Annotated in this window: 13 protein-coding genes, 2 tRNA genes and 3 pseudogenes; 3 read left to right on the top strand and 15 right to left on the bottom strand. The window is 66.0% G+C overall.

Annotated features, from left to right (window positions below):
- The first annotated feature begins 23 nt into the window (after window positions 1–23).
- Window positions 24–1,727 (top strand): Stk1 family PASTA domain-containing Ser/Thr kinase, encoded by a 1,704-nt coding sequence (pknB, locus tag AX769_RS04280; protein WP_369824062.1) that lies wholly within the window; start codon window positions 24–26, stop codon window positions 1,725–1,727.
- Between the two features lie 32 nt (window positions 1,728–1,759).
- Here the strand turns inward: pknB and AX769_RS04275 are convergent, their stop codons facing one another.
- Genes AX769_RS04275 through AX769_RS04270 form a run of 3 tightly spaced genes read right to left on the bottom strand, consistent with a single transcriptional unit; the run spans window position 1,760 to window position 3,386 of the window.
- Entirely contained in the window at window positions 1,760–2,398 is a 639-nt protein-coding gene (locus AX769_RS04275) for an aminodeoxychorismate/anthranilate synthase component II (RefSeq protein ID WP_066276333.1), read from the bottom strand.
- A 47-nt stretch (window positions 2,399–2,445) separates the two neighbouring features.
- Window positions 2,446–2,604, bottom strand: coding sequence for a DUF4175 domain-containing protein (locus AX769_RS24500; protein ID WP_162269006.1), 159 nt, complete (start codon window positions 2,602–2,604; stop codon window positions 2,446–2,448).
- Between the two features lie 2 nt (window positions 2,605–2,606).
- Entirely contained in the window at window positions 2,607–3,386 is a 780-nt protein-coding gene (locus AX769_RS04270; protein WP_066276332.1) for a class E sortase, read from the bottom strand.
- Window positions 3,387–3,458: 72 nt separating this feature from the next.
- Between AX769_RS04270 and AX769_RS04265 the strand changes: the two genes are divergently transcribed.
- A complete protein-coding gene (locus AX769_RS04265; RefSeq protein ID WP_066276330.1) occupies window positions 3,459–3,713 on the top strand; it encodes a cell division protein CrgA in 255 nt (84 codons plus the stop codon).
- A 163-nt stretch (window positions 3,714–3,876) separates the two neighbouring features.
- Here the strand turns inward: AX769_RS04265 and AX769_RS04260 are convergent, their stop codons facing one another.
- Both AX769_RS04260 and AX769_RS04255 read right to left on the bottom strand, forming a co-directional pair.
- Window positions 3,877–4,725, bottom strand: a complete 849-nt coding sequence (locus tag AX769_RS04260; RefSeq protein ID WP_204249321.1) for a rhomboid family intramembrane serine protease — start codon at window positions 4,723–4,725, stop codon at window positions 3,877–3,879.
- 7 nt (window positions 4,726–4,732) lie between these two features.
- Window positions 4,733–5,277, bottom strand: a pseudogene (locus AX769_RS04255) (peptidylprolyl isomerase).
- Between the two features lie 123 nt (window positions 5,278–5,400).
- On the opposite strand from AX769_RS04255, the gene AX769_RS04250 reads away from it, so the two are divergent.
- Entirely contained in the window at window positions 5,401–6,027 is a 627-nt protein-coding gene (locus tag AX769_RS04250) for a hypothetical protein (protein WP_066276327.1), read from the top strand.
- Between the two features lie 130 nt (window positions 6,028–6,157).
- Here AX769_RS04250 and AX769_RS04245 read toward each other — a convergent pair.
- From AX769_RS04245 to dnaA, 10 genes and pseudogenes are all read right to left on the bottom strand, one after another.
- Window positions 6,158–6,230 (bottom strand) — tRNA-Ala (locus AX769_RS04245).
- A 29-nt stretch (window positions 6,231–6,259) separates the two neighbouring features.
- A tRNA-Ile gene (locus tag AX769_RS04240) sits at window positions 6,260–6,333 on the bottom strand.
- A 284-nt stretch (window positions 6,334–6,617) separates the two neighbouring features.
- Window positions 6,618–7,025 carry a DUF3566 domain-containing protein gene (locus AX769_RS04235; RefSeq protein WP_066276325.1) on the bottom strand — a complete coding sequence of 136 codons (408 nt, stop codon included), beginning with the start codon at window positions 7,023–7,025 and terminating at the stop codon, window positions 6,618–6,620.
- Window positions 7,022–9,678, bottom strand: a pseudogene (gene gyrA / locus AX769_RS04230) (DNA gyrase subunit A). Before gyrA ends, AX769_RS04235 begins: the two are co-directional and overlap by 4 nt.
- A gap of 37 nt (window positions 9,679–9,715) precedes the next feature.
- The gene (gene gyrB, locus AX769_RS04225) at window positions 9,716–11,698 is read right to left on the bottom strand and encodes a DNA topoisomerase (ATP-hydrolyzing) subunit B (RefSeq protein ID WP_066276323.1); all 1,983 of its coding nucleotides are present in this window, start codon (window positions 11,696–11,698) and stop codon (window positions 9,716–9,718) included.
- A gap of 173 nt (window positions 11,699–11,871) precedes the next feature.
- On the bottom strand, window positions 11,872–12,390 hold the full coding sequence (locus AX769_RS04220; protein WP_066276322.1) for a DUF721 domain-containing protein: 519 nt from the start codon (window positions 12,388–12,390) through the stop codon (window positions 11,872–11,874).
- Window positions 12,387–13,556, bottom strand: coding sequence for a DNA replication/repair protein RecF (recF, locus tag AX769_RS04215; protein ID WP_066276319.1), 1,170 nt, complete (start codon window positions 13,554–13,556; stop codon window positions 12,387–12,389). The genes AX769_RS04220 and recF overlap by 4 nt, the downstream gene beginning before the upstream one ends.
- A gap of 46 nt (window positions 13,557–13,602) precedes the next feature.
- Window positions 13,603–14,493 carry a phosphogluconate dehydrogenase (NAD(+)-dependent, decarboxylating) gene (gnd, locus tag AX769_RS04210; RefSeq protein ID WP_066276316.1) on the bottom strand — a complete coding sequence of 297 codons (891 nt, stop codon included), beginning with the start codon at window positions 14,491–14,493 and terminating at the stop codon, window positions 13,603–13,605.
- A gap of 63 nt (window positions 14,494–14,556) precedes the next feature.
- On the bottom strand, window positions 14,557–15,705 hold the full coding sequence (gene dnaN / locus AX769_RS04205) for a DNA polymerase III subunit beta (protein ID WP_066276314.1): 1,149 nt from the start codon (window positions 15,703–15,705) through the stop codon (window positions 14,557–14,559).
- A gap of 466 nt (window positions 15,706–16,171) precedes the next feature.
- A pseudogene (dnaA, locus tag AX769_RS04200) lies at window positions 16,172–17,586 on the bottom strand (chromosomal replication initiator protein DnaA).
- Window positions 17,587–17,737 lie beyond the last annotated feature (151 nt).

The raw sequence follows: 17,737 nt of genomic DNA, 5'->3' as shown, positions 1-17,737 counted from the left end.
GGAGTTCATTCGTGGCTGAAGGTGTGACTGAGGGGATCAGCCTCCTTGCCAACCGGTATCAGATCGGACGACTGATCGGGCACGGTGGCATGGCCAACGTGTACCTCGGCACCGACTCGCGCCTCGGTCGCCAGGTGGCCATCAAGCTGATGAAGTCGCAGCTCGCCACCGACCCGTCCTTCCGCAGCCGCTTCCGGCAGGAGGCCCAGGCCGCGGCTCGCATGGCGCACCCGACGATCGTCCGCGTGTTCGACGCCGGCGAGGAGACCACCCGCGACGCCCTCGGCAACACCGTCCTCGTGCCGTACATCGTCATGGAGTACGTCGAGGGCCGCATGCTCAAAGACATCATCGCCGAGGGCCCTGTCCGGCCCAAAGAGGCGGTGCGCATCACCGAGGGCATCCTGACGGCGCTCGAATACAGCCACCGAGCCGGCGTCGTACACCGCGACATCAAGCCGGGCAACGTGATGCTCACTCAGACCGGCCAGGTCAAGGTGATGGACTTCGGCATCGCCCGGGCCGTCTCCGACTCGGCGGCAACGGTGGCCCAGACCACGGCCATTCTCGGCACCGCCCAATACTTCAGCCCCGAGCAGGCTCGAGGCGAGACCGTCGACGCCCGCAGCGACCTCTACTCGACCGGCGTCGTGCTCTTCGAGATGCTGACCGGGCGCCCACCCTTCCGCGGCGATTCGCCCGTTGCGGTGGCCTACCAGCACGTCAGCGAGCCGCCGGTGCCGCCGGGCGCCCTGAATCCTGCCGTCTCACCGGCTCTCGACGCGGTCACCCTGCACGCCCTCGCGAAGAACCGCCTCGATCGCTTCCAGAGCGCCCACGAGTTCCGCGCCGACGTCGTCGACGCCGGGGCCGGCCAGCTGCCCGCTCGCAAGATCCAGGCGCCTGCGCCCGTCAGCACCACGACCACGATGTTCGGTGTCAGCCCGCTGGCCGCGTCGGGGTCGGAGGCGGCGCTCAAAGAGCTCGACAGCACCGATGCCAACCGGCCCGCGCGCACGCAGACGAGACCGCCGGTCGCGTGGCTGTGGATGGGCATCGTGCTGATCGCCATCATCGTCGTGGCCGTCGTCATCTGGGTGGTGCGGCTGTCGCCGATCACGCTGCCCAACAACGACTCGATCTCGGTGCCGAACCTCTCGTCCGAGACGTATGCGCAGGGCTCCGCCAAGCTCGACAAGTTGAAGCTCACGCCCGACCGCGTCGACGAGTCGAGCACCTCGGTCGCCAGCGGCAAGATCATCAAGACCACGCCCGATCCCGGCACCACCGTCACCGTCGGCGAGACCATCGAGGTCTACGTGTCGACCGGGCCGCAGACGGTCTCACTGCCCGACGTGTCCGGGCAGTCGGTGAACGGTGCCTGGTCGCAGCTCACCGCCCTCGGCCTCAAGAAGGGCTCGGAGACCCAGCAGGACAGCCCGACCGACAGCGCCGGCACAGTCATCTCGACGTCGCCCGCGGCCAACAGCAAGGTCGCTCCCGGCAGCACAGTCGACGTCATCGTCGCGAGCGGCACCGTCGCCGTGCCCGACGTCACGCAGCAGACGCTCACGCAAGCGACCGCCACCCTGACCGGGCTCGGCCTCGTCGTCACGCCGCAAGCCGACTACGCCTGCACGGGCCAGCTCGTCACCCAGCAGTCCCTGCCGCCGGGCGAGCAGCCGCAGCAGTCGCCGATCACGCTGACCTACTGCGCGGGCAGCTAGCCGGTCGCCGCTGACCGGTCGCCCGACCCGCGTCAGCCGAGGTTGACGAGCGGGCTGAGCCCCTTGGCGATCTCGGCCGCGCCCGGCAGCCCGGCCACGCCGAGCCAGTTGCCGATCATGCTGTAGCCGCCCTCGGTCAGCACCGACTCGGGGTGGAACTGCACGCCGTAGACCTCGGCATCGCGATGCCGCAGACCCATGATGACGCCGCCCTCGGTGCGCGAGGTGACCTCGAGGGCGTCGGGCACGGTGTCGTTCACCACGGCGAGCGAGTGATAGCGCGTCGCGACGAACGGCTGCGGCACGTTCTCGTAGAAGGCGCTGCCGTCGTGAGTCACCTTCGACGTCTTGCCGTGCATCAGCTCTTCGGCGTGCGTGACCGTCGCGCCCAGGGCCTCGGCGATGGCCTGGTGGCCGAGGCAGACCCCGAGCAGTGGCGTGCCGCTCTCGACGGCGGCGTGCACGACATCGATCGAGACGCCGGCGGCCGCAGGCGTGCCGGGGCCCGGAGACAGCAGGACGCCGTCGTAGTCGGCGATCCTGCCGGACGCCTCGGCACCGGGGAAGGCGTCGTTGCGCACGACGTCGGTCTCGGCGCCCAGCTGCTGCAGGTAGCCGTTCAGCGTGTAGACGAAGCTGTCGTAGTTGTCGATGACGAGGATGCGGGTCACGAGAGTCTCACTGTCGGGTGGGGACGGTCAGGATGAAGGGGTGGGCCTCAGCCGGAGCCCACGGTGACGTTCGGCTCGACGAGCGAGTCGACGACGGGGAAGACCCAGGTGATGAGGGCGAACAGGATGGCGGCGGCGACCACGAGCAGGATCAGCACGCGCAGCCACCACGGGCCGGGCAGAACGCGCCAGAGTGCTCCGTACATGATCAGGCCTTCCCGACGGCGGAGGTGATCTCGGCCGGCGGCCCGGCAGAGAGGGGCTGCCACGACGTGAAGACGCCGTAGGCGATGATGCGCTCGGCAGCACTGAACTTCGGGTTGCAGCTCGTCATGGTGATCAGACGGTCTTTGGACGCCGTGTTGACCACGGGCGCATCCGGAACCTGCTGCAGCACCTGCACCTGAGTGGGCTTGACGTACTGCAGATTGCGGAAGGTGTACGTGTAGTACCCCTGCGCCGTCTGCACGTAGATGTGGTCGCCCACCCGCAGCTGCGCGATCGAGCCGAACGGGGCGCCGTGCGTCGTCCGGTGCCCGGCAATGGCGAAGTTGCCGATCGCACCGGGCATCTGCGTGCTGTCGTAGTGACCCGCGTCACCCTTGTCGAGCGTGCCGACCGTCGTGGTGCCCGCGGCGATCGGCACCTTGTAGTCGGCGCCGAACCGCGGCACGTACAGCACGCCGAACTGGTTGGTGCCGGTGGCTGCCGGGGTGACGGGCGGGGTCGTCGGCGTCGCGCCGGTGGGAACCGGGGTGGGGCTCGAGTCGGCCTTCTTCTGGAACTGCTGCTGGAGACTCGACGCCTGGCTGCGCAGGTTGCCCGAGACGATGATGTTGTTGAACCACTGCTGCCAGGCGATGAACAGCAGCACCAGCACGCCGGCCGTGATGAGGCTCTCGCCCAGCACACCGACGACGGACACTCGGCGTCGGCGCCTCGGTCGCACTCGCGCGGGCGACTCGGTGTCGGCGGGCTCGTCGGTCATGCTCTCGATTGTACGGGGCCGCTTGCCCGTGCGGAGGGTCCCCACAGGGGGGCTACCGCTACACTTCTGCCCATGGCCAAAGACAAGAAGACCAGCGCGGCGTCCGCGGCCGCGGTACGACCAGACACCGGATCGTCGAACACGGGCCCCAACCCCGTGTGGTTCAAGCCGGTGATGTTCGGCTTCATGCTGCTCGGGCTCGTGTGGATCATCGTCTACTACCTGAGCGCGAGCACCTACCCGGTGCCCTCCCTCCATGCCTGGAACATCCTGGTCGGCTTCGGCATCATGTTCGTCGGCTTCTTGATGACCACACGCTGGCGTTGACCGGCCACCGACTTACACGGGTGTAATTATCCCCACTGTGGACTTCGCTGTGGATAACTTTCTTTCTTGTCCACGGTTTTTCCACAGCCGTGCTTCTCTGCACAACTCGCTCATGACGAAGGCCCCCTTCACCCGAGGGGGGCCTTCGTTCTGAGTGCTGCGCCTACAACATCCCGAGCAGCTGAGCCGACCGCACGAGTGCGACGGCTATCAGAACGACGGCCAGGCCGGTCGCCAGCACCGTGCGCTGCACCTGCTGCTGGCGATTCTGCAGCTTCATGTAGATGTAGGCCGTCAGACCGCCGATCAACACCGCCCCGATGTATGCCTGCCAGGGCGTGTGCAGGTACAGCCCGATCACGATGTTGAGGGCGACGATCACCAGGATCTGCACCGCTCGCTGACCCAGATGGCGCTGGATCATGTAGAAAGCGCCGAACAACCCGAAGACCGCGACGCTGCCGCCCACCAGGGCCGTGCCCGGCGAGAACAGGCCGACGGCCACCTCGCCGCCGAGGCCGCCCAAGAGGTACAACCCCGCGTAACGCACCGAACCCAACTGGCGTTCGATCATTCCGCCGAAGAGGACCAGCATGTAGCCGTTGAAGAGCAGCTGGATGATCGAACCGAACCCGGCGTAGACGAACATGCCGGTGAACAACCGCCAGGGCTGCAGGATCGTCAGCGGCTCGAAGAAGGCGAGCTCGTTCGCCACCCCGGGCACGAGACCGGCGATGAAACCGATCAGCAGCAGGCCGATCAGCGCGTACGAGACGATCGGGCCGCCCGAGGTGGCCAGGCTGTTCATCCTGGTGACTACCTGCGGCCGCGTCCGCACGCGCGGCATGCTGCCGCGAGCCTCCCGCACGCACTCCGGGCAGTGCACGCCGACAGCCGCCGGGGTCTGGCACTGCGGGCAGATGGTGCGCCCGCAGCGCTGGCAGAGCACGAAGCTCTGCCTGTCGGGGTGCCGGTAGCAGAGGTTGTCGGAGTTGCGCGGTGCGTATGTCACGAAGGGGTCAGGCACCGACCTCGTCGATGGTGACGCTCTCGATGACGACGTCGTCGAGGGGCTTGTCACGGCCATCGGTAGGGACGGCCTGGATCGCGTCGACGACCCTCTTCGACTCGTCGTCGTTCACGGCGCCGAAGATCGTGTGCTTGCCCTGCAGCCAGGGCGTCGCGACAGTGGTGATGAAGAACTGCGAGCCGTTGGTGCCTTTACCGCCGCGCGTGCCCGCGTTGGCCATCGCGAGGATGTAGGGCTCTTGGAAGGTGAGCTCGGGGTGGATCTCGTCGTCGAAGTTGTAGCCCGGGCCGCCGACGCCCTGACCGAGCGGGTCGCCGCCCTGGATCATGAAGTCGGGAATGATGCGGTGGAAGACGACGCCGTCGTACAGCTTGTCTTTTGAGACCTTGCCGGTCGACGGGTGGGTCCACTCGATCGTGCCGGTGGCGAGGCCGGTGAAGTTGGCGACGGTCTTGGGGCGTGGTTGCCGAAGAGGTCGACCTTGATCGTGCCTTTGTTGGTGACGATCGTGGCGACAGCAGTATGCAGTGACATGGACGTAATTCTTCCACAGTGCAGTGGGGATTCAGTGTCCCCTCAGACATCATCCTGTGACCTGCCAGGAGGGCACGTGCCAGGATGGGTTCAACGCCGCAGAATCCACATTGAGGAGACCCCATGGCCACGATCAGCAAGCAGCGAGCACGTGAGTTCGACAAGCTCAAGAGCCAGGCCTCCGATGTCTGGGACGACCAGAAGGAGGCGCTCGGCAAGGCCAGCCACTTCTGGCACGACGTCGGAGTCGAGGCTGCGAGCGTCGCCGTCAAAGACGTCGCGCCGCGCGTCAAGTCCGCCTACGAGAACCAGGTGAAGCCAGCCGTCGCCAGTGCCGCGAGCCAGGGCAAGGACCGCCTCGTGAACGACGTGGCGCCCGCCGTCTCGGATGCCGTGAAGTCGAGCTCGGTCGGTCAGGCCGTCAAGGGCAGCTCGCTCGGCGACCTCGTCGGCAGTGTCGACCTCGACTCGCTGAAGAAGAACGGTAAGAAGCTCAGCCGCAAGGCCAAGCGCAAAGCCCTGAAGAAGGCGGCGAAGACCGCCGCGAAGCACCCGAAGGGCGCCATCAAGGTCGCCAAGGTCGCTCATACGGTCAAGAAGAGCCAGAAGAAGGGCGGCCACGGAGGTCGTACCTTCCTCATCATCCTCGGCATCATCGGTCTCGGCGCCGTCATCTTCGCCGCCGCGCAGACGCTACGTGCCGACGACGAGCTCTGGGTCGCCGACGACGACGACACCGCCAAGAACTAGCCGCACCGCAGGTTCGCCCCGCGACGCCAGAAGGCCCGCACCCCTCGAGGGTGCGGGCCTTCGTCGTCCCCGCCGCAGCGGGCTGACAAGCACAGGAGACAAGGGGAAGGGCGCGAAGCGCCCGAACACGTGGAGCCTGGGAGAATCGAACTCCCGACATCCTGCTTGCAAAGCAGGCGCTCTACCAACTGAGCTAAGGCCCCGGGGAAGTGTGGTGAAAACCACTGGGGAGTGGGGCTACTAGGACTTGAACCTAGGACCTCTTCGTTATCAGCGAAGCGCTCTAACCGCCTGAGCTATAGCCCCCTGGACCGAATAAGACAGTACCGTATTCCGGCGGTTCTACCCAATCGAGGCCCGGCCGATCCGTGATCCTGCCCCCTTGTCTCGAAATCGCGACCTCGGCCGTCTACGCACCACCGGATGGCAGTAACGCGTGTAACTCGAGGGCTGAATCGGTCGCGATTTCGACGACGAAGTCGATCGCGGTGCACCAAGTCGATCGCAGTACACGACGACGAAGCGCGGTACACGACGACGAAGCGCGCAGCCCCGACGGGGCCGCACGCTTCGCGAGAGTGCTGCTGCAGCTAGTTGTTGGTGAACCCGACCAGCAGGCCGCCGGTGATGCGCACGCTGAGGTTGTAGAGCACCGCGGCGATCGCGCCCAGGACGATGCCGATGATGATGTTCAACACGGCCACCACGACGGCGAACAGCATGACCTGGCCGATCGACAGCGTGTCTTGAAGGGTGAACTTCTGGTCACCCAGCACCTCCTGCAAGAGGGAGTCGATCGTCGAGAAGATGCCTAGGCGAGCCAGGATCGTGTAGACGAGGAAGGTGGCCACGACGGTGATGATGCCGATGGCGACCGAGATCAAAAACGAGAGCTTGACGGCCGACCAGAAGTCGACATAGACGAGCTTCAGTCTGACCTGCTTGGTGCCGACGGGCCGCTTGGCCTTGCTCTGCAGCTTTTCTGCGACGCTAGTCATTCTTCGGTCGTGTCCTCTCCGGCGGGCGTGGTGTCGCCTGCAAGGGTCTCACCTGCGGTCGGAGTCTCGCCTCCGTCTGCAGATCCATCTTCGCCGACGGAAGCCTCTTCGGCTGCATCGTCGACATCGGCGGGCCCCTCGAGGTTGCGCTCGGTGTTGCGAGCGACGGCGATGATGCGGTCGTCGGTGGCGAATCGTGCGAACACGACCCCCATGGTGTCGCGGCCCTTGGCTGGTACCTCGGCCACGGCAGACCTTACCACCTTGCCTCCCGAGAGAACGACGAGCACCTCGTCGTCTTCGGAGACGATCATGGCGCCGGCGAGATCGCCGCGGTCGTCGGACAGCTTCGCCACCTTGATGCCCAGACCGCCGCGGTTCTGCACGCGATACTGGTCGGCCGCGGTGCGCTTGGCGTAGCCGCCCTCGGTGACCACGAACACGTAGCCCTCTTCGCCGACGACCGAGGCCGACAGCAGCGAGTCGTCGCCACGGAAGCTCATGCCTTTCACACCCGAGGTCGAGCGGCCCATGGGTCGCAGCGAGTCGTTCGTGGCGGTGAATCGCAACGACATTCCGTGGCGCGAGACCAGCAGGAGGTCGTCGTGCTCGTCGACCAGCAGGGCCGAGACGAGCTCGTCGCCCTCGCGCAGGTTGATGGCGATGATGCCGCCGGTGCGGTTGGTGTCGTACTCGGTGAGCGCGGTCTTCTTGATCAGACCGTCGCGGGTGGCGAGCACCAGGAACTCGGCGACCTCGTAGTCGGGGATGTCGAGCACCTGCGACACGTCTTCGTCGGGCTGCATCGCGAGGAGGTTCGCCACGTGCTGGCCCTTGGCGTCGCGCCCGGCCTCCTGCAGCTCGTAGGCCTTGGCGCGGTAGACCCGCCCCTTCGTGGTGAGGAAGAGCAGCCAGTGGTGCGTCGTCGTGACGAAGAAGTGCTCGACCACGTCGTCGGCGCGCAGCTGTGCGCCCTTGACGCCCTTGCCGCCGCGGTGCTGCGAGCGGTAGTTGTCGCTGCGGGTCCGCTTGATGTAGCCGCCGCGGGTGAGCGTGACGACCATCTCCTCCTCGGGGATGAGATCTTCGACGCTCATGTCGCCGTCGAAGCCGAACATGATCTCGGTGCGGCGGTCGTCGCCGAACTTGTCGGTGATGTCTTTCAGCTCTTCGCCGATGATGGTGCGCTGGCGCTCGGGCTTCGCGAGAATGTCCTGGAAGTCGAGGATCTTGCGCTCGAGCTCGTCGTGGTCGTCCTGGATCTTCTGGCGCTCGAGGGCGGCCAGGCGGCGCAGCTGCATGGCGAGGACGGCGTTCGCCTGGAGCTCGTCGATGTCGAGCAGGTCGATCAGACCGGTGCGTGCCTCGTCGACGGTCGGCGACCGGCGGATGAGCGCGATGACCTCGTCGAGCGCGTCGAGGGCCTTGATGTAGCCACGCAGGATGTGGGCGTCGGCCTCGGCTTTGCGGAGGCGGAAGGTGGTGCGCCGCACGATGACCTCGACCTGGTGGTCGACCCATGCCGAGATGAAGCCGTCGAGGGGAGGGTGCGCGGCACGCCGTCGACGATCGCCAGCATGTTGGCGCCGAAGTTCTCTTGCAGCGACGTGTGCTTGTAGAGGTTGTTGAGCACCACCTTGGCGACCGCGTCGCGCTTCAGCACGATGACCAGTCGCTGGCCCGTGCGGCCGGAGGTCTCGTCGCGGATGTCGGCGATCCCGGCGATCCTGCCCTCGCGCACGAGGTCGGCGATCTTGATCGCGAGGTTGTCGGGGTTGACCTGGTATGGCAGCTCGGTGACGACGAGGCAGGTGCGGCCCTGGATCTCTTCGACGTTGACGACGGCTCGCATCGTGATCGAGCCGCGGCCCGTGCGGTAGGCGTCGTGGATGCCGCGGACGCCGAGGATCTGCGCGCCGGTCGGGAAGTCGGGGCCCTTGATGCGCTGCATGAGCGCCTCGAGCAGCTCTTCGCGGGTGGCCTCGGGGTTCTCGAGGTACCACTGCGCGCCGGCCGCGACCTCGCGGAGGTTGTGCGGCGGGATGTTGGTCGCCATGCCGACGGCGATGCCGACCGAGCCGTTGACCAAGAGGTTGGGGAACCGCGACGGCAGGATCGCCGGCTCTTGAGTGCGCCCGTCGTAGTTGTCTTGGAAGTCGACAGTGTCTTCGTCGATGTCGCGCACCATCTCGAGTGCGAGCGGGGCCATCTTCGTCTCGGTGTAGCGCGGTGCCGCAGCGCCGTCGTTGCCCGGGGAGCCGAAGTTGCCCTGGCCGAGCGCGAGCGGGTAGCGGAGGCTCCACGGCTGTACCAGGCGCACCAGGGCGTCGTAGATGGCGGTGTCACCGTGGGGGTGGAAGTTGCCCATCACCTCGCCGACGACGCGGGCGCACTTCGAGAACGCGCGGTCGGGGCGGTAGCCGCCGTCGTACATCGCGTAGATCACTCGGCGGTGGACCGGCTTCAGCCCGTCGCGCACCTCGGGCAGAGCGCGCCCGACGATCACACTCATCGCGTAGTCGAGGTACGAGCGCTGCATCTCGAGCTGGAGGTCGACCGCCTCGATGCTGTCGCGCTTCAGCGCCGCAGCGAACTGAATGGGGTCTTCGCCCTCGGGGATGCCGCCGGTCGTGTCGTCGGTCTCGTCTGCCATTTGGATCTATATCTCTTTTTCGGTAGCGGAGCGCGGGTCAGATGTCGAGGAAGCGAACGTCTTTGGCGTTCTGCTGGATGAAGTTGCGGCGCAACTCGACGTCTTCGCCCATGAGCGTGTTGAAGATGGAGTCGGCCGCCACGGCGTCGTCGAGGGTGACCTGCCGGAGGGTGCGCGTGTCCGGGTCCATCGTGGTCTCCCAGAGCTCTTTGTAATCCATCTCGCCGAGACCCTTGTAACGCTGGATCCCGTTGTCCTTCGGCAGGCGCTTGCCGGCCGCACGACCCGCGATCGCGAGGGCGTCGCGCTCTTCGTCGCTATAGACGTATTCGTGCGGCGCGTTCGACCACTTGAGCTTGAACAGCGGCGGCATCGCCAGGTAGACGTAGCCGAGGTCGATCAGGGGGCGCATATAGCGGAACAGCAGGGTCAGCAGCAGCGTGGTGATGTGCTGGCCGTCGACGTCGGCATCGGCCATCAGCACGATCTTGTGATAGCGAGCCTTGTCGGGGTCGAAGTCGTCGCCGATGTCGGCGCCGAACGCCTTGATCATGGCCTGGACCTCGTTGTTGCCGAGGGCGCGGTCGAGACGCGCCTTCTCGACGTTGAGGATCTTGCCGCGGAGGGGCAGGATCGCCTGAGTCTCGGGGTTGCGGCCCTGGACGGCGGAGCCGCCGGCCGAGTCGCCCTCGACGATGAAGATCTCGCTGAGTGCCGGGTCTTTCGACTGGCAGTCTTTGAGCTTGCCCGGCATGCCGTTCGACTCGAGGACGCCCTTGCGGCGGGTCTGGTCGCGCGCCTTGCGGGCGGCGAGACGGGCCGCCTGAGCGGACTGGCCCTTGCGGATGATCGCCTGGGCCTGTTTCGGGTTGCGGTCGAACCAGTCGTTTAGCTGGGCGCCCGCGACGCGCTGCGTGAACGACTTGGCCTCGGTGTTGCCGAGCTTCGTCTTGGTCTGGCCCTCGAACTGCGGCTCGCTCAGCTTGATCGAGATGACTGCCGTCAGGCCCTCGCGGACGTCTTCGCCCGAGAGGTTGTCTTCCTTCTCTTTGATGAGGCCCTTCTCACGGGCGTACTTGTTGACGACCGTGGTGAGAGCGGCGCGGAAGCCCTCTTCGTGGGTCCCGCCCTCGTGGGTGTTGATGACGTTGGCGTAGGTGTGGACACTCTCGCTGTAGGAGGTGTTCCATTGCATCGCGACCTCGAGGGCCATGTTGCGGTCGGTGTCTTCGGCCTCGAACGAGATGATGTCGTCGTGGACGACGTCGTTCTTCTTCGACGAGTTGAGGTAGGCGACGTAGTCTTCGAGGCCCTTCTCGTACATGAAGTCGTCCGACTGGACCGTTGCGCCGTCGGGCGCGTCTTCGGGCAGCGGGCGCTCGTCGGTCAGGGTGATGCGCAGGCCCTTGTTGAGGAAGGCCATCTGCTGGAAGCGATTGCGGAGGGTCTCGTAGTCGAACTCGACGGTCTCGAAGATCTCGGCGTTCGGCCAGAAGGTGATGATGGTGCCGGTGTCGTCGGCATCCTCACCCTGAGCGAGCGGGGCGACGGGCACGCCGTCGGTGAAGCTCTGGCGCCAGACCGACCCCTGACGGTGCACCTCGACGTCGAGCTCGGTCGAGAGCGCGTTGACGACCGACGACCCGACGCCGTGCAGACCACCCGAGACCGCGTAACCGCCGCCGCCGAACTTGCCGCCGGCGTGGAGCACGGTGAGCACGACCTCGACGGTCGACCGTTTTTCGATCGGGTGCATGTCGACCGGGATGCCACGACCGTTGTCGACCACGCGGATGCCGCCGTCTTCACGCATGAAGACGTGGATGGTGTCGCAGTAGCCGGCAAGCGCCTCGTCGACGGCGTTGTCGACGATCTCCTGGACCAGGTGGTGCAGACCGCGAGGGCCGGTCGAGCCGATGTACATGCCGGGACGCTTGCGGACCGCCTCGAGACCTTCGAGAACCTGAATGTCGCTTGCTTCGTAGGAGTGGTCGGTACCGTCGTGCGAATTCGGTGACATCAGTTATGGGGCTCCTGCCGGTTTGCTCGAAACGCCGCCCGGCCTGGACGAAGGCAGATGCCTGTCGAAAGGCCGTCCGGACGACCCTCACAGTCTACCTCAGGAGACCTCCCCGAAGGGCGAAATACGCCCTCAGAGCGATTTTCAGAGGCCAGGTGACCGATTCACCCTTGTCAACCGTAAGTATCGCGAGGACCACGCCCTGGGACCGATCTGGGGCCGCGTTTCCAGGTCGGGGCGTTGGGCCCCAAGAAACGCATCGACTCGATGCCCGCCTCGGGGTAGGTCGAGATGATCGCGGTGGTGACCTGCGAGCGCATCAATCGCAGCTGCGTCGCCCATGCCGTCGAGTCGCACTGCACGGTCAGCGTGCCGTCTTCGACCCCGACCGGAATCGAGTGCTGACTCAGCTCGTCGCCGACCATCGCCGGCCACGCGGTCATCAGATCCGACTGCGCGAGGCTCGAGTTCCAGCCCAGCTCGGTGGTGACGCCCAGGATCACGTCGGCGATCCCTTTCGGGTCGCGCCCGGATCCGAAGGGCTGGCTCGGGGCACCCGACCGAGCGATGCGGCGGCGCGCGTCCCTCCCCCTGGTCGAGGCGTCGCCGAACACCCTGCGGAACCGGAGGTAGACACGTTGAGCTTCGTTGTCCTCCGTGCCGCGCGACCGCCCCGCCCTCTGCGGGCTCATGAGGCGACCTCGTCGACGATCGCTCCGTGGGCGATCCTGACGGTGTGCGCGGCCAGCCTCTCCGGCACGTCCTCTTCGACCGCGGCGGTGATCAGCACCTGCTCGTAGTCGGCCACCGAGTCGGCGAGCCGCTCACGTCGCGTGCGGTCGAGCTCGGCGAACACGTCGTCGAGCACGATCACGGGGTCGCCGGTGTCCGAGTCGGCCCGCAGCACCGAGGCCGACGCGAGTTTGAGAGCGAGGGCGAACGACCAGGACTCGCCGTGGCTGGCGTAGCCGCGCGCCGGCAGCCCGTTGAGAGAGAGGAAGAGATCGTCGCGGTGGGGGCCGACGAGCGTGACGCCTCGCTCGAGTTCTTTCGAGCGGACGCGCGCGAGGGTCTCGCGAAAGAGAGGCGCGATGGCCTCGGCATCGATGGCATCCTGCGCGGCCCCCTCGTCGACGGGGTCGTCGTCGTCACGGACCGTGCCGCGGATGCTCAGGACCGTCGACAGCTCAGCCGCGTGATCGTCGCCGGCGACGGCCGAGTACGACGCGGCGACCCGGGGCCCCAGGGCTTCGACGAGCTGGTCGCGCGACGCGATGATCTCGCTGCCGAGAGCGACGAGCCGGTCGTCCCAGATGTCGAGCGTCGAGAGCTTGTCGCCCGACACCCGCGAGGCCCTGGCCGACTTGAGCAGCGTGTTGCGCTGACGCAGCACCCGGTCGTAGTCGCTCAGGATGCCACTCAGGCGCGGGTTGCGCGCCACCAGCAGCTCGTCGACGAAGCGGCGCCTCCCGCCGGGCTCGCCCCGCACCAGCGCGAGGTCTTCGGGGGCGAACAGGATGCTCGAGAAGTAGCGGGGCAGTTCGCGCACCTTGATGGCGCCGCGATTGATCTGCGCGCGATTCGGCCCGGACCGATTTATCTGCACCTCGGCCAGCAGCTCGCGATCGTTGCTCTCGAGGCGGGCGCGCACGATGGCGGAGCCTTGCCCCTGACGGATCAGGGCTGCGTCGCTCGAGACGCGGTGCGACCCGAGAGTCGCGAGGTAGCCGAGAGACTCGACGAGATTCGTCTTGCCCTGGCCGTTGCGGCCGACGAACAGGTTGGGCCCGCGTTCGAGCGAGACCTCGGCCGTCGCATAGTTGCGAAAGTCGGTGAGGCTCAGATGAAGTACTCGCACGCGGGCCCTGCCTCGGCGTCGGCCCGGAAGTAACCGGGCCGAGGGGTTAGTCGGCCTTTTTGACGGCGTGGCCGCCGAACTGGTTGCGGAGAGCGGCTACGGCCTTCATCGTCGGCGAGCCGTCGCCCTGGCGCGACACGAAGCGCGCGAAGATGGAGGCCGAGATGGCGGGCATGGGGACGGCGTTGTCGATGGCCTCTTCGAGAGTCCAGCGACCCTCGCCGGAGTCTTCGACGTAGCCCGAGATGTCTTCGAACGCGGGGTCTTCTTCGAGACCGAGCACCAGCAGCTCGAGGAGCCAGGAGCGCACGACCGTGCCTCGCTGCCAGGCCTTGAAGACGCCGGTGACGTCTTTGATGAGGTCCTTCTTGGTTTCGAGAAGCTCGAAGCCCTCACCGTAGGCCTGCATGATGGCGTACTCGATGCCGTTGTGGACCATCTTCGCGTAGTGGCCGGCACCGCACGGGCCGACGTGCACGAAGCCCTCGGCCTGGGGGCCCTCGGGGCGGAGCACGTCGAAGATCGGCATGGCCGCGGCCACGTCTTCGTCGCTGCCGCCGACCATGAGGCCGTAGCCGTTCTTGAGGCCCCAGACACCACCGGAGACACCGGCGTCGACGAATTTGATGCCCTTCGAGTCGAGCAGCTTGGCACTCTCGAAGTCGCTCGTGAACTTGGAGTTGCCCCCGTCGATGACCATGTCGCCCTCGGAGAGGACGTTGGACAGCTCTTCGATGACGCTCGCGGTGATCTTGCCGGCGGGGACCATGGCCCAGACGATCCGCGGGGCGGGGAGAGCCGCTGCGAGGTCTTTGAGGGTCTTGACGTCGGAGACGGCCGGGTTGGTGTCGTAGCCGGTCACCTCGATGTCGTGCTCGCGCAGGCGAGCGCGCATGTTGTTGCCCATTTTGCCGAGACCGATGAGGCCGATGTGCATGAGGTTCCTTTGTTCAGTGAGCGCGCGTCGCAGGTCTTGGCGCACGTTCGTCGATGTGCGCGGTCAGCGCAGCAGAAGGTTGGGCTGGAGCAGGTACTTGTAGCTGTCCGCACCGGGCTGGTCTTTCGAGCTCTGGCTCGTGATCAGCACCGGCCCCGGCTTGTTGGGGTTCTCGGTCTTGGTGAACGAGATGCGGACGAACTCCGAGTGCACTGCGCCCAGCCCGTCCAGGAGGAACTGCGGCTTCAGCGAAACCACGGTGTCGTCTCCGGTCAGGAGCGCGTCGATCGACTCTGACGCCTGCGCTTGCTCACTGCCGATTGCCTCGAGGGTGAGGCCGTCGATGGTGAACGTGAATCTCAAAGCTGCTTCGCGCTCGAGGACGAGCGACACGCGGCGCGTCGCCTCCACGAGCTCGGCGGTGTTCATGACCGCGTAGTTCTCGACCGTTTCGGGGAAGAGCCGCTTGACGGGAGGGAAGTTGCCCTTGATGAGCAACGACGTGACGATCTTGTTGTCGGCCTGGAATGCGATCAGCCCGCGGTCGTCGGATCCGGTGATCGCGACGGACAGCGTCGACGCGTTGCCGAAGGTCTTACCGACCTCCTGCAGAGTCCGGGCCGGCACCAGCGCGGTCAGGGTCTCGGTGGAGGCGGCGGTGCCGGGATCCCAGTCGATGCCTCGAACGGCGACGCGGTAACGATCGGTCGCGACCAGCGAGAGCGCGTTTTCGGTGACTTCGAGCTGCACGCCGGTGATGACCGGGGTGACGTCGTCGCGGCTGGCGGCCACGGCGACTTGCGAGACCGCGAGCGAGAAGGCGTCGCCGGGAACGACACCTGACTGCTCACCGACCGTGGGCAGCGTGGGGTACTCCTCGACGGGCATGCTCAGCAGCGAGAACTTGGCCGAGCCGCAACTGACCGAGATGCGAGTGTCTTCGGTGGTGAACACGACGGGGGCGTTCGGCAGGCGGTTCGCGATGTCGGCGAGGAGGCGGCCGGAGACCAGGATCGTGCCGGGCTCGTCGATCTCGGCGGCGATGCTCGTCTGGCTCGAGACCTCGTAGTCGAACGACGACAGCGTCAGCCCGCCCTCGTGCGCCTCGATGAGGACACCGCTCAGGATCGGGAGGGTCGTCCGCTGAGGGAGCAGCTTGACGGCGAACGAGACGGCGTCGCTGAAGACGTCGCGGTTGACCTGGAACTTCACGCTGTGACCCCTATCGGAAACATCTCGTGCCGGGCCTCGAACCGACCTGGCCGGTTAATACTGGCACAGCAATTCTCCAGGTGGTCCCGGGGGCTCCCAGGCGTTCGGAGGGTGGCCTATCGATCCACAAGGTTGGCTTCTCCAAGATTAATTTTTAAGTAGGAGTAACAGTCTTAACCGTTGTGCACAGTGTGGATAACTTGTTAACAACCGCCTGGCCGCTGGGAACTACATCCGTGTGAGTTGTTGACAGTGTGTGGACGTCGAGGGGTGGACCTGTGGTTTCGCTCTCGGGTCGAAGTCGTGTCACTCACAGGCCGACTGAAAGTTTCAACAATCTGTGCCCGACTTATCCACGACTTTCCACAGGTTATCCACACTGGGGGAAACTTGTCGGCATTAAGGCCCACCCAGGTGTCCCCAGGGGCGCGACAGGGGCTCTGCAAGACGTCAAACAGGGCGGGACCTACTTGTAGCGGTGATCCTGCTTGATACGGCTGGTGAGCTCGGTGACCTGGTTGTAGATCGAGCGGCGCTCTTTCATCAGCTCGGAGATCTTCTTGTTGGCGTACATCACGGTCGTGTGGTCGCGGTTGCCGAAGAGCTGCCCGATCTTGGGCAGTGAGAGGTTGGTGAGCTCGCGGCAGAGGTACATCGCGATCTGGCGTGCGGTGGCGATCGCCTGCGAGCGGCTGGAGCCGTAGAGGTCGTCGACCGACAGCTTGAAGTAGTCGGCCGTGTGGGTGATGATGTCGACCGGCGCGATGACGTTGTCTTCGTCGAGGGTGATCAGGTCTTTGAGTACCGTCTGCACGAGGGCCATGTCGACGGCGGTGCGGTTGAGGCTGGCGAACGCGGTGACGCGGATCAGGGTCCCCTCCAGCTCGCGGATGTTGCTCGACACCTTCGTCGCCATGTACTCGAGGATCTCGTCGCGCACCTGCAGCTTCTCGCTCTGCGCCTTCTTGCGCAGGATCGCGATGCGGGTCTCGAGGTCGGGCGCCTGCACGTCGGTGATGAGGCCCCACTCGAAGCGGGAGCGCATCCGGTCTTCGAAGCCGGTGAGGTGCTTCGGCGGCAGGTCGGAGGTGATGACGAGCTGTTTGTCGTGGTCGTGCAGGGTGTTGAAGGTGTGGAAGAACGCCTCCTGCGTCGAATCCTTGCCTTGTAAGAACTGGATGTCGTCGATCAGCAGGATGTCGATGTCGCGGTAGCGCTGCTGGAACTGGCTCGACCGGTTGTTGGCGATCGAGTTGATGAAGTCGTTGGTGAATTCCTCGCTCGAGACGTACCGCACGCGGATGCCCGGGTACATGCTCTCGGCGTAGTGGCCGATGGCGTGGAGGAGGTGCGTCTTTCCGAGGCCGGACTCGCCGTAGATGAAGAGCGGGTTGTAGGCCTTGGCCGGCGCCTCGGACACCGCGACCGCGGCGGCGTGGGCGAACCGGTTGGAGGCGCCGATGACGAAGTTGTCGAAGCTGTACTTCGGGTTGAGGCGAGAGTCGTTGCGTTTGCCGCCGGGCGCCGGCTCAGCGGGGGCCGGCACGAACGGGGCGTCGACGTACTGCGGCGCCTCGGCCTGCTCTTGCGGCTGGCTCAGAGTGTCGGGCGTGATCTCGGGGTTGACCGTGATGGCGAAACTCGAGACCGTGCTGTCGTCGAGTGCCGAGATCGCTTCGAGGAGGGGCTCGCGGATGCGCTGCTCGAGCATGCCGCGGGTGAGCTCGTTCGGCACTTCGAGATACAGGGTGCCGCCGAGGATGCCCTTCGGCTCGACGAGGCTCACGAAGCCGTGCAGCTGGGGGTGATTCGGTCGTCGGTGGTGAGGCCGGCGAGGACGGAGCGCCAGAGGCCCTGGACCGGGTCGATCGTGCTCGTCAAGGTGTTCTCGCTTCTATTGCCTAGGGTGTTTTTCCACACACTTGTCCACAGGGACGGGTGAAGAAACCCACCTTAGTTCGACACGGCGGGGGGAGCGCAACCGGAGTTCTCCCCACCTGTGGATAATGGTCGTTTTGCCCTCACGTTTGAC

Origin of the sequence: Frondihabitans sp. PAMC 28766 (genome assembly GCF_001577365.1) — a bacterium.
Classification (GTDB): domain Bacteria; phylum Actinomycetota; class Actinomycetes; order Actinomycetales; family Microbacteriaceae; genus Frondihabitans.
Note: the sequence above shows the minus strand (reverse complement) of the source record. Positions and strands in the feature narration are given on the sequence as shown.

Coding starts and splice junctions, on each gene's coding strand:
- gyrB (WP_066276323.1), bottom strand. CDS start 11,698: ATGTCACCGAATTCGCACGACGGTACCGACCACTCCTACGAAGCAAGC.
- AX769_RS04270 (WP_066276332.1), bottom strand. CDS start 3,386: ATGACCGACGAGCCCGCCGACACCGAGTCGCCCGCGCGAGTGCGACCG.
- AX769_RS24500 (WP_162269006.1), bottom strand. CDS start 2,604: ATGTACGGAGCACTCTGGCGCGTTCTGCCCGGCCCGTGGTGGCTGCGC.
- AX769_RS04235 (WP_066276325.1), bottom strand. CDS start 7,025: ATGACTAGCGTCGCAGAAAAGCTGCAGAGCAAGGCCAAGCGGCCCGTC.
- AX769_RS04265 (WP_066276330.1), top strand. CDS start 3,459: ATGGCCAAAGACAAGAAGACCAGCGCGGCGTCCGCGGCCGCGGTACGA.
- gnd (WP_066276316.1), bottom strand. CDS start 14,493: ATGCACATCGGCCTCATCGGTCTCGGCAAAATGGGCAACAACATGCGC.
- AX769_RS04220 (WP_066276322.1), bottom strand. CDS start 12,390: ATGAGCCCGCAGAGGGCGGGGCGGTCGCGCGGCACGGAGGACAACGAA.
- AX769_RS04250 (WP_066276327.1), top strand. CDS start 5,401: ATGGCCACGATCAGCAAGCAGCGAGCACGTGAGTTCGACAAGCTCAAG.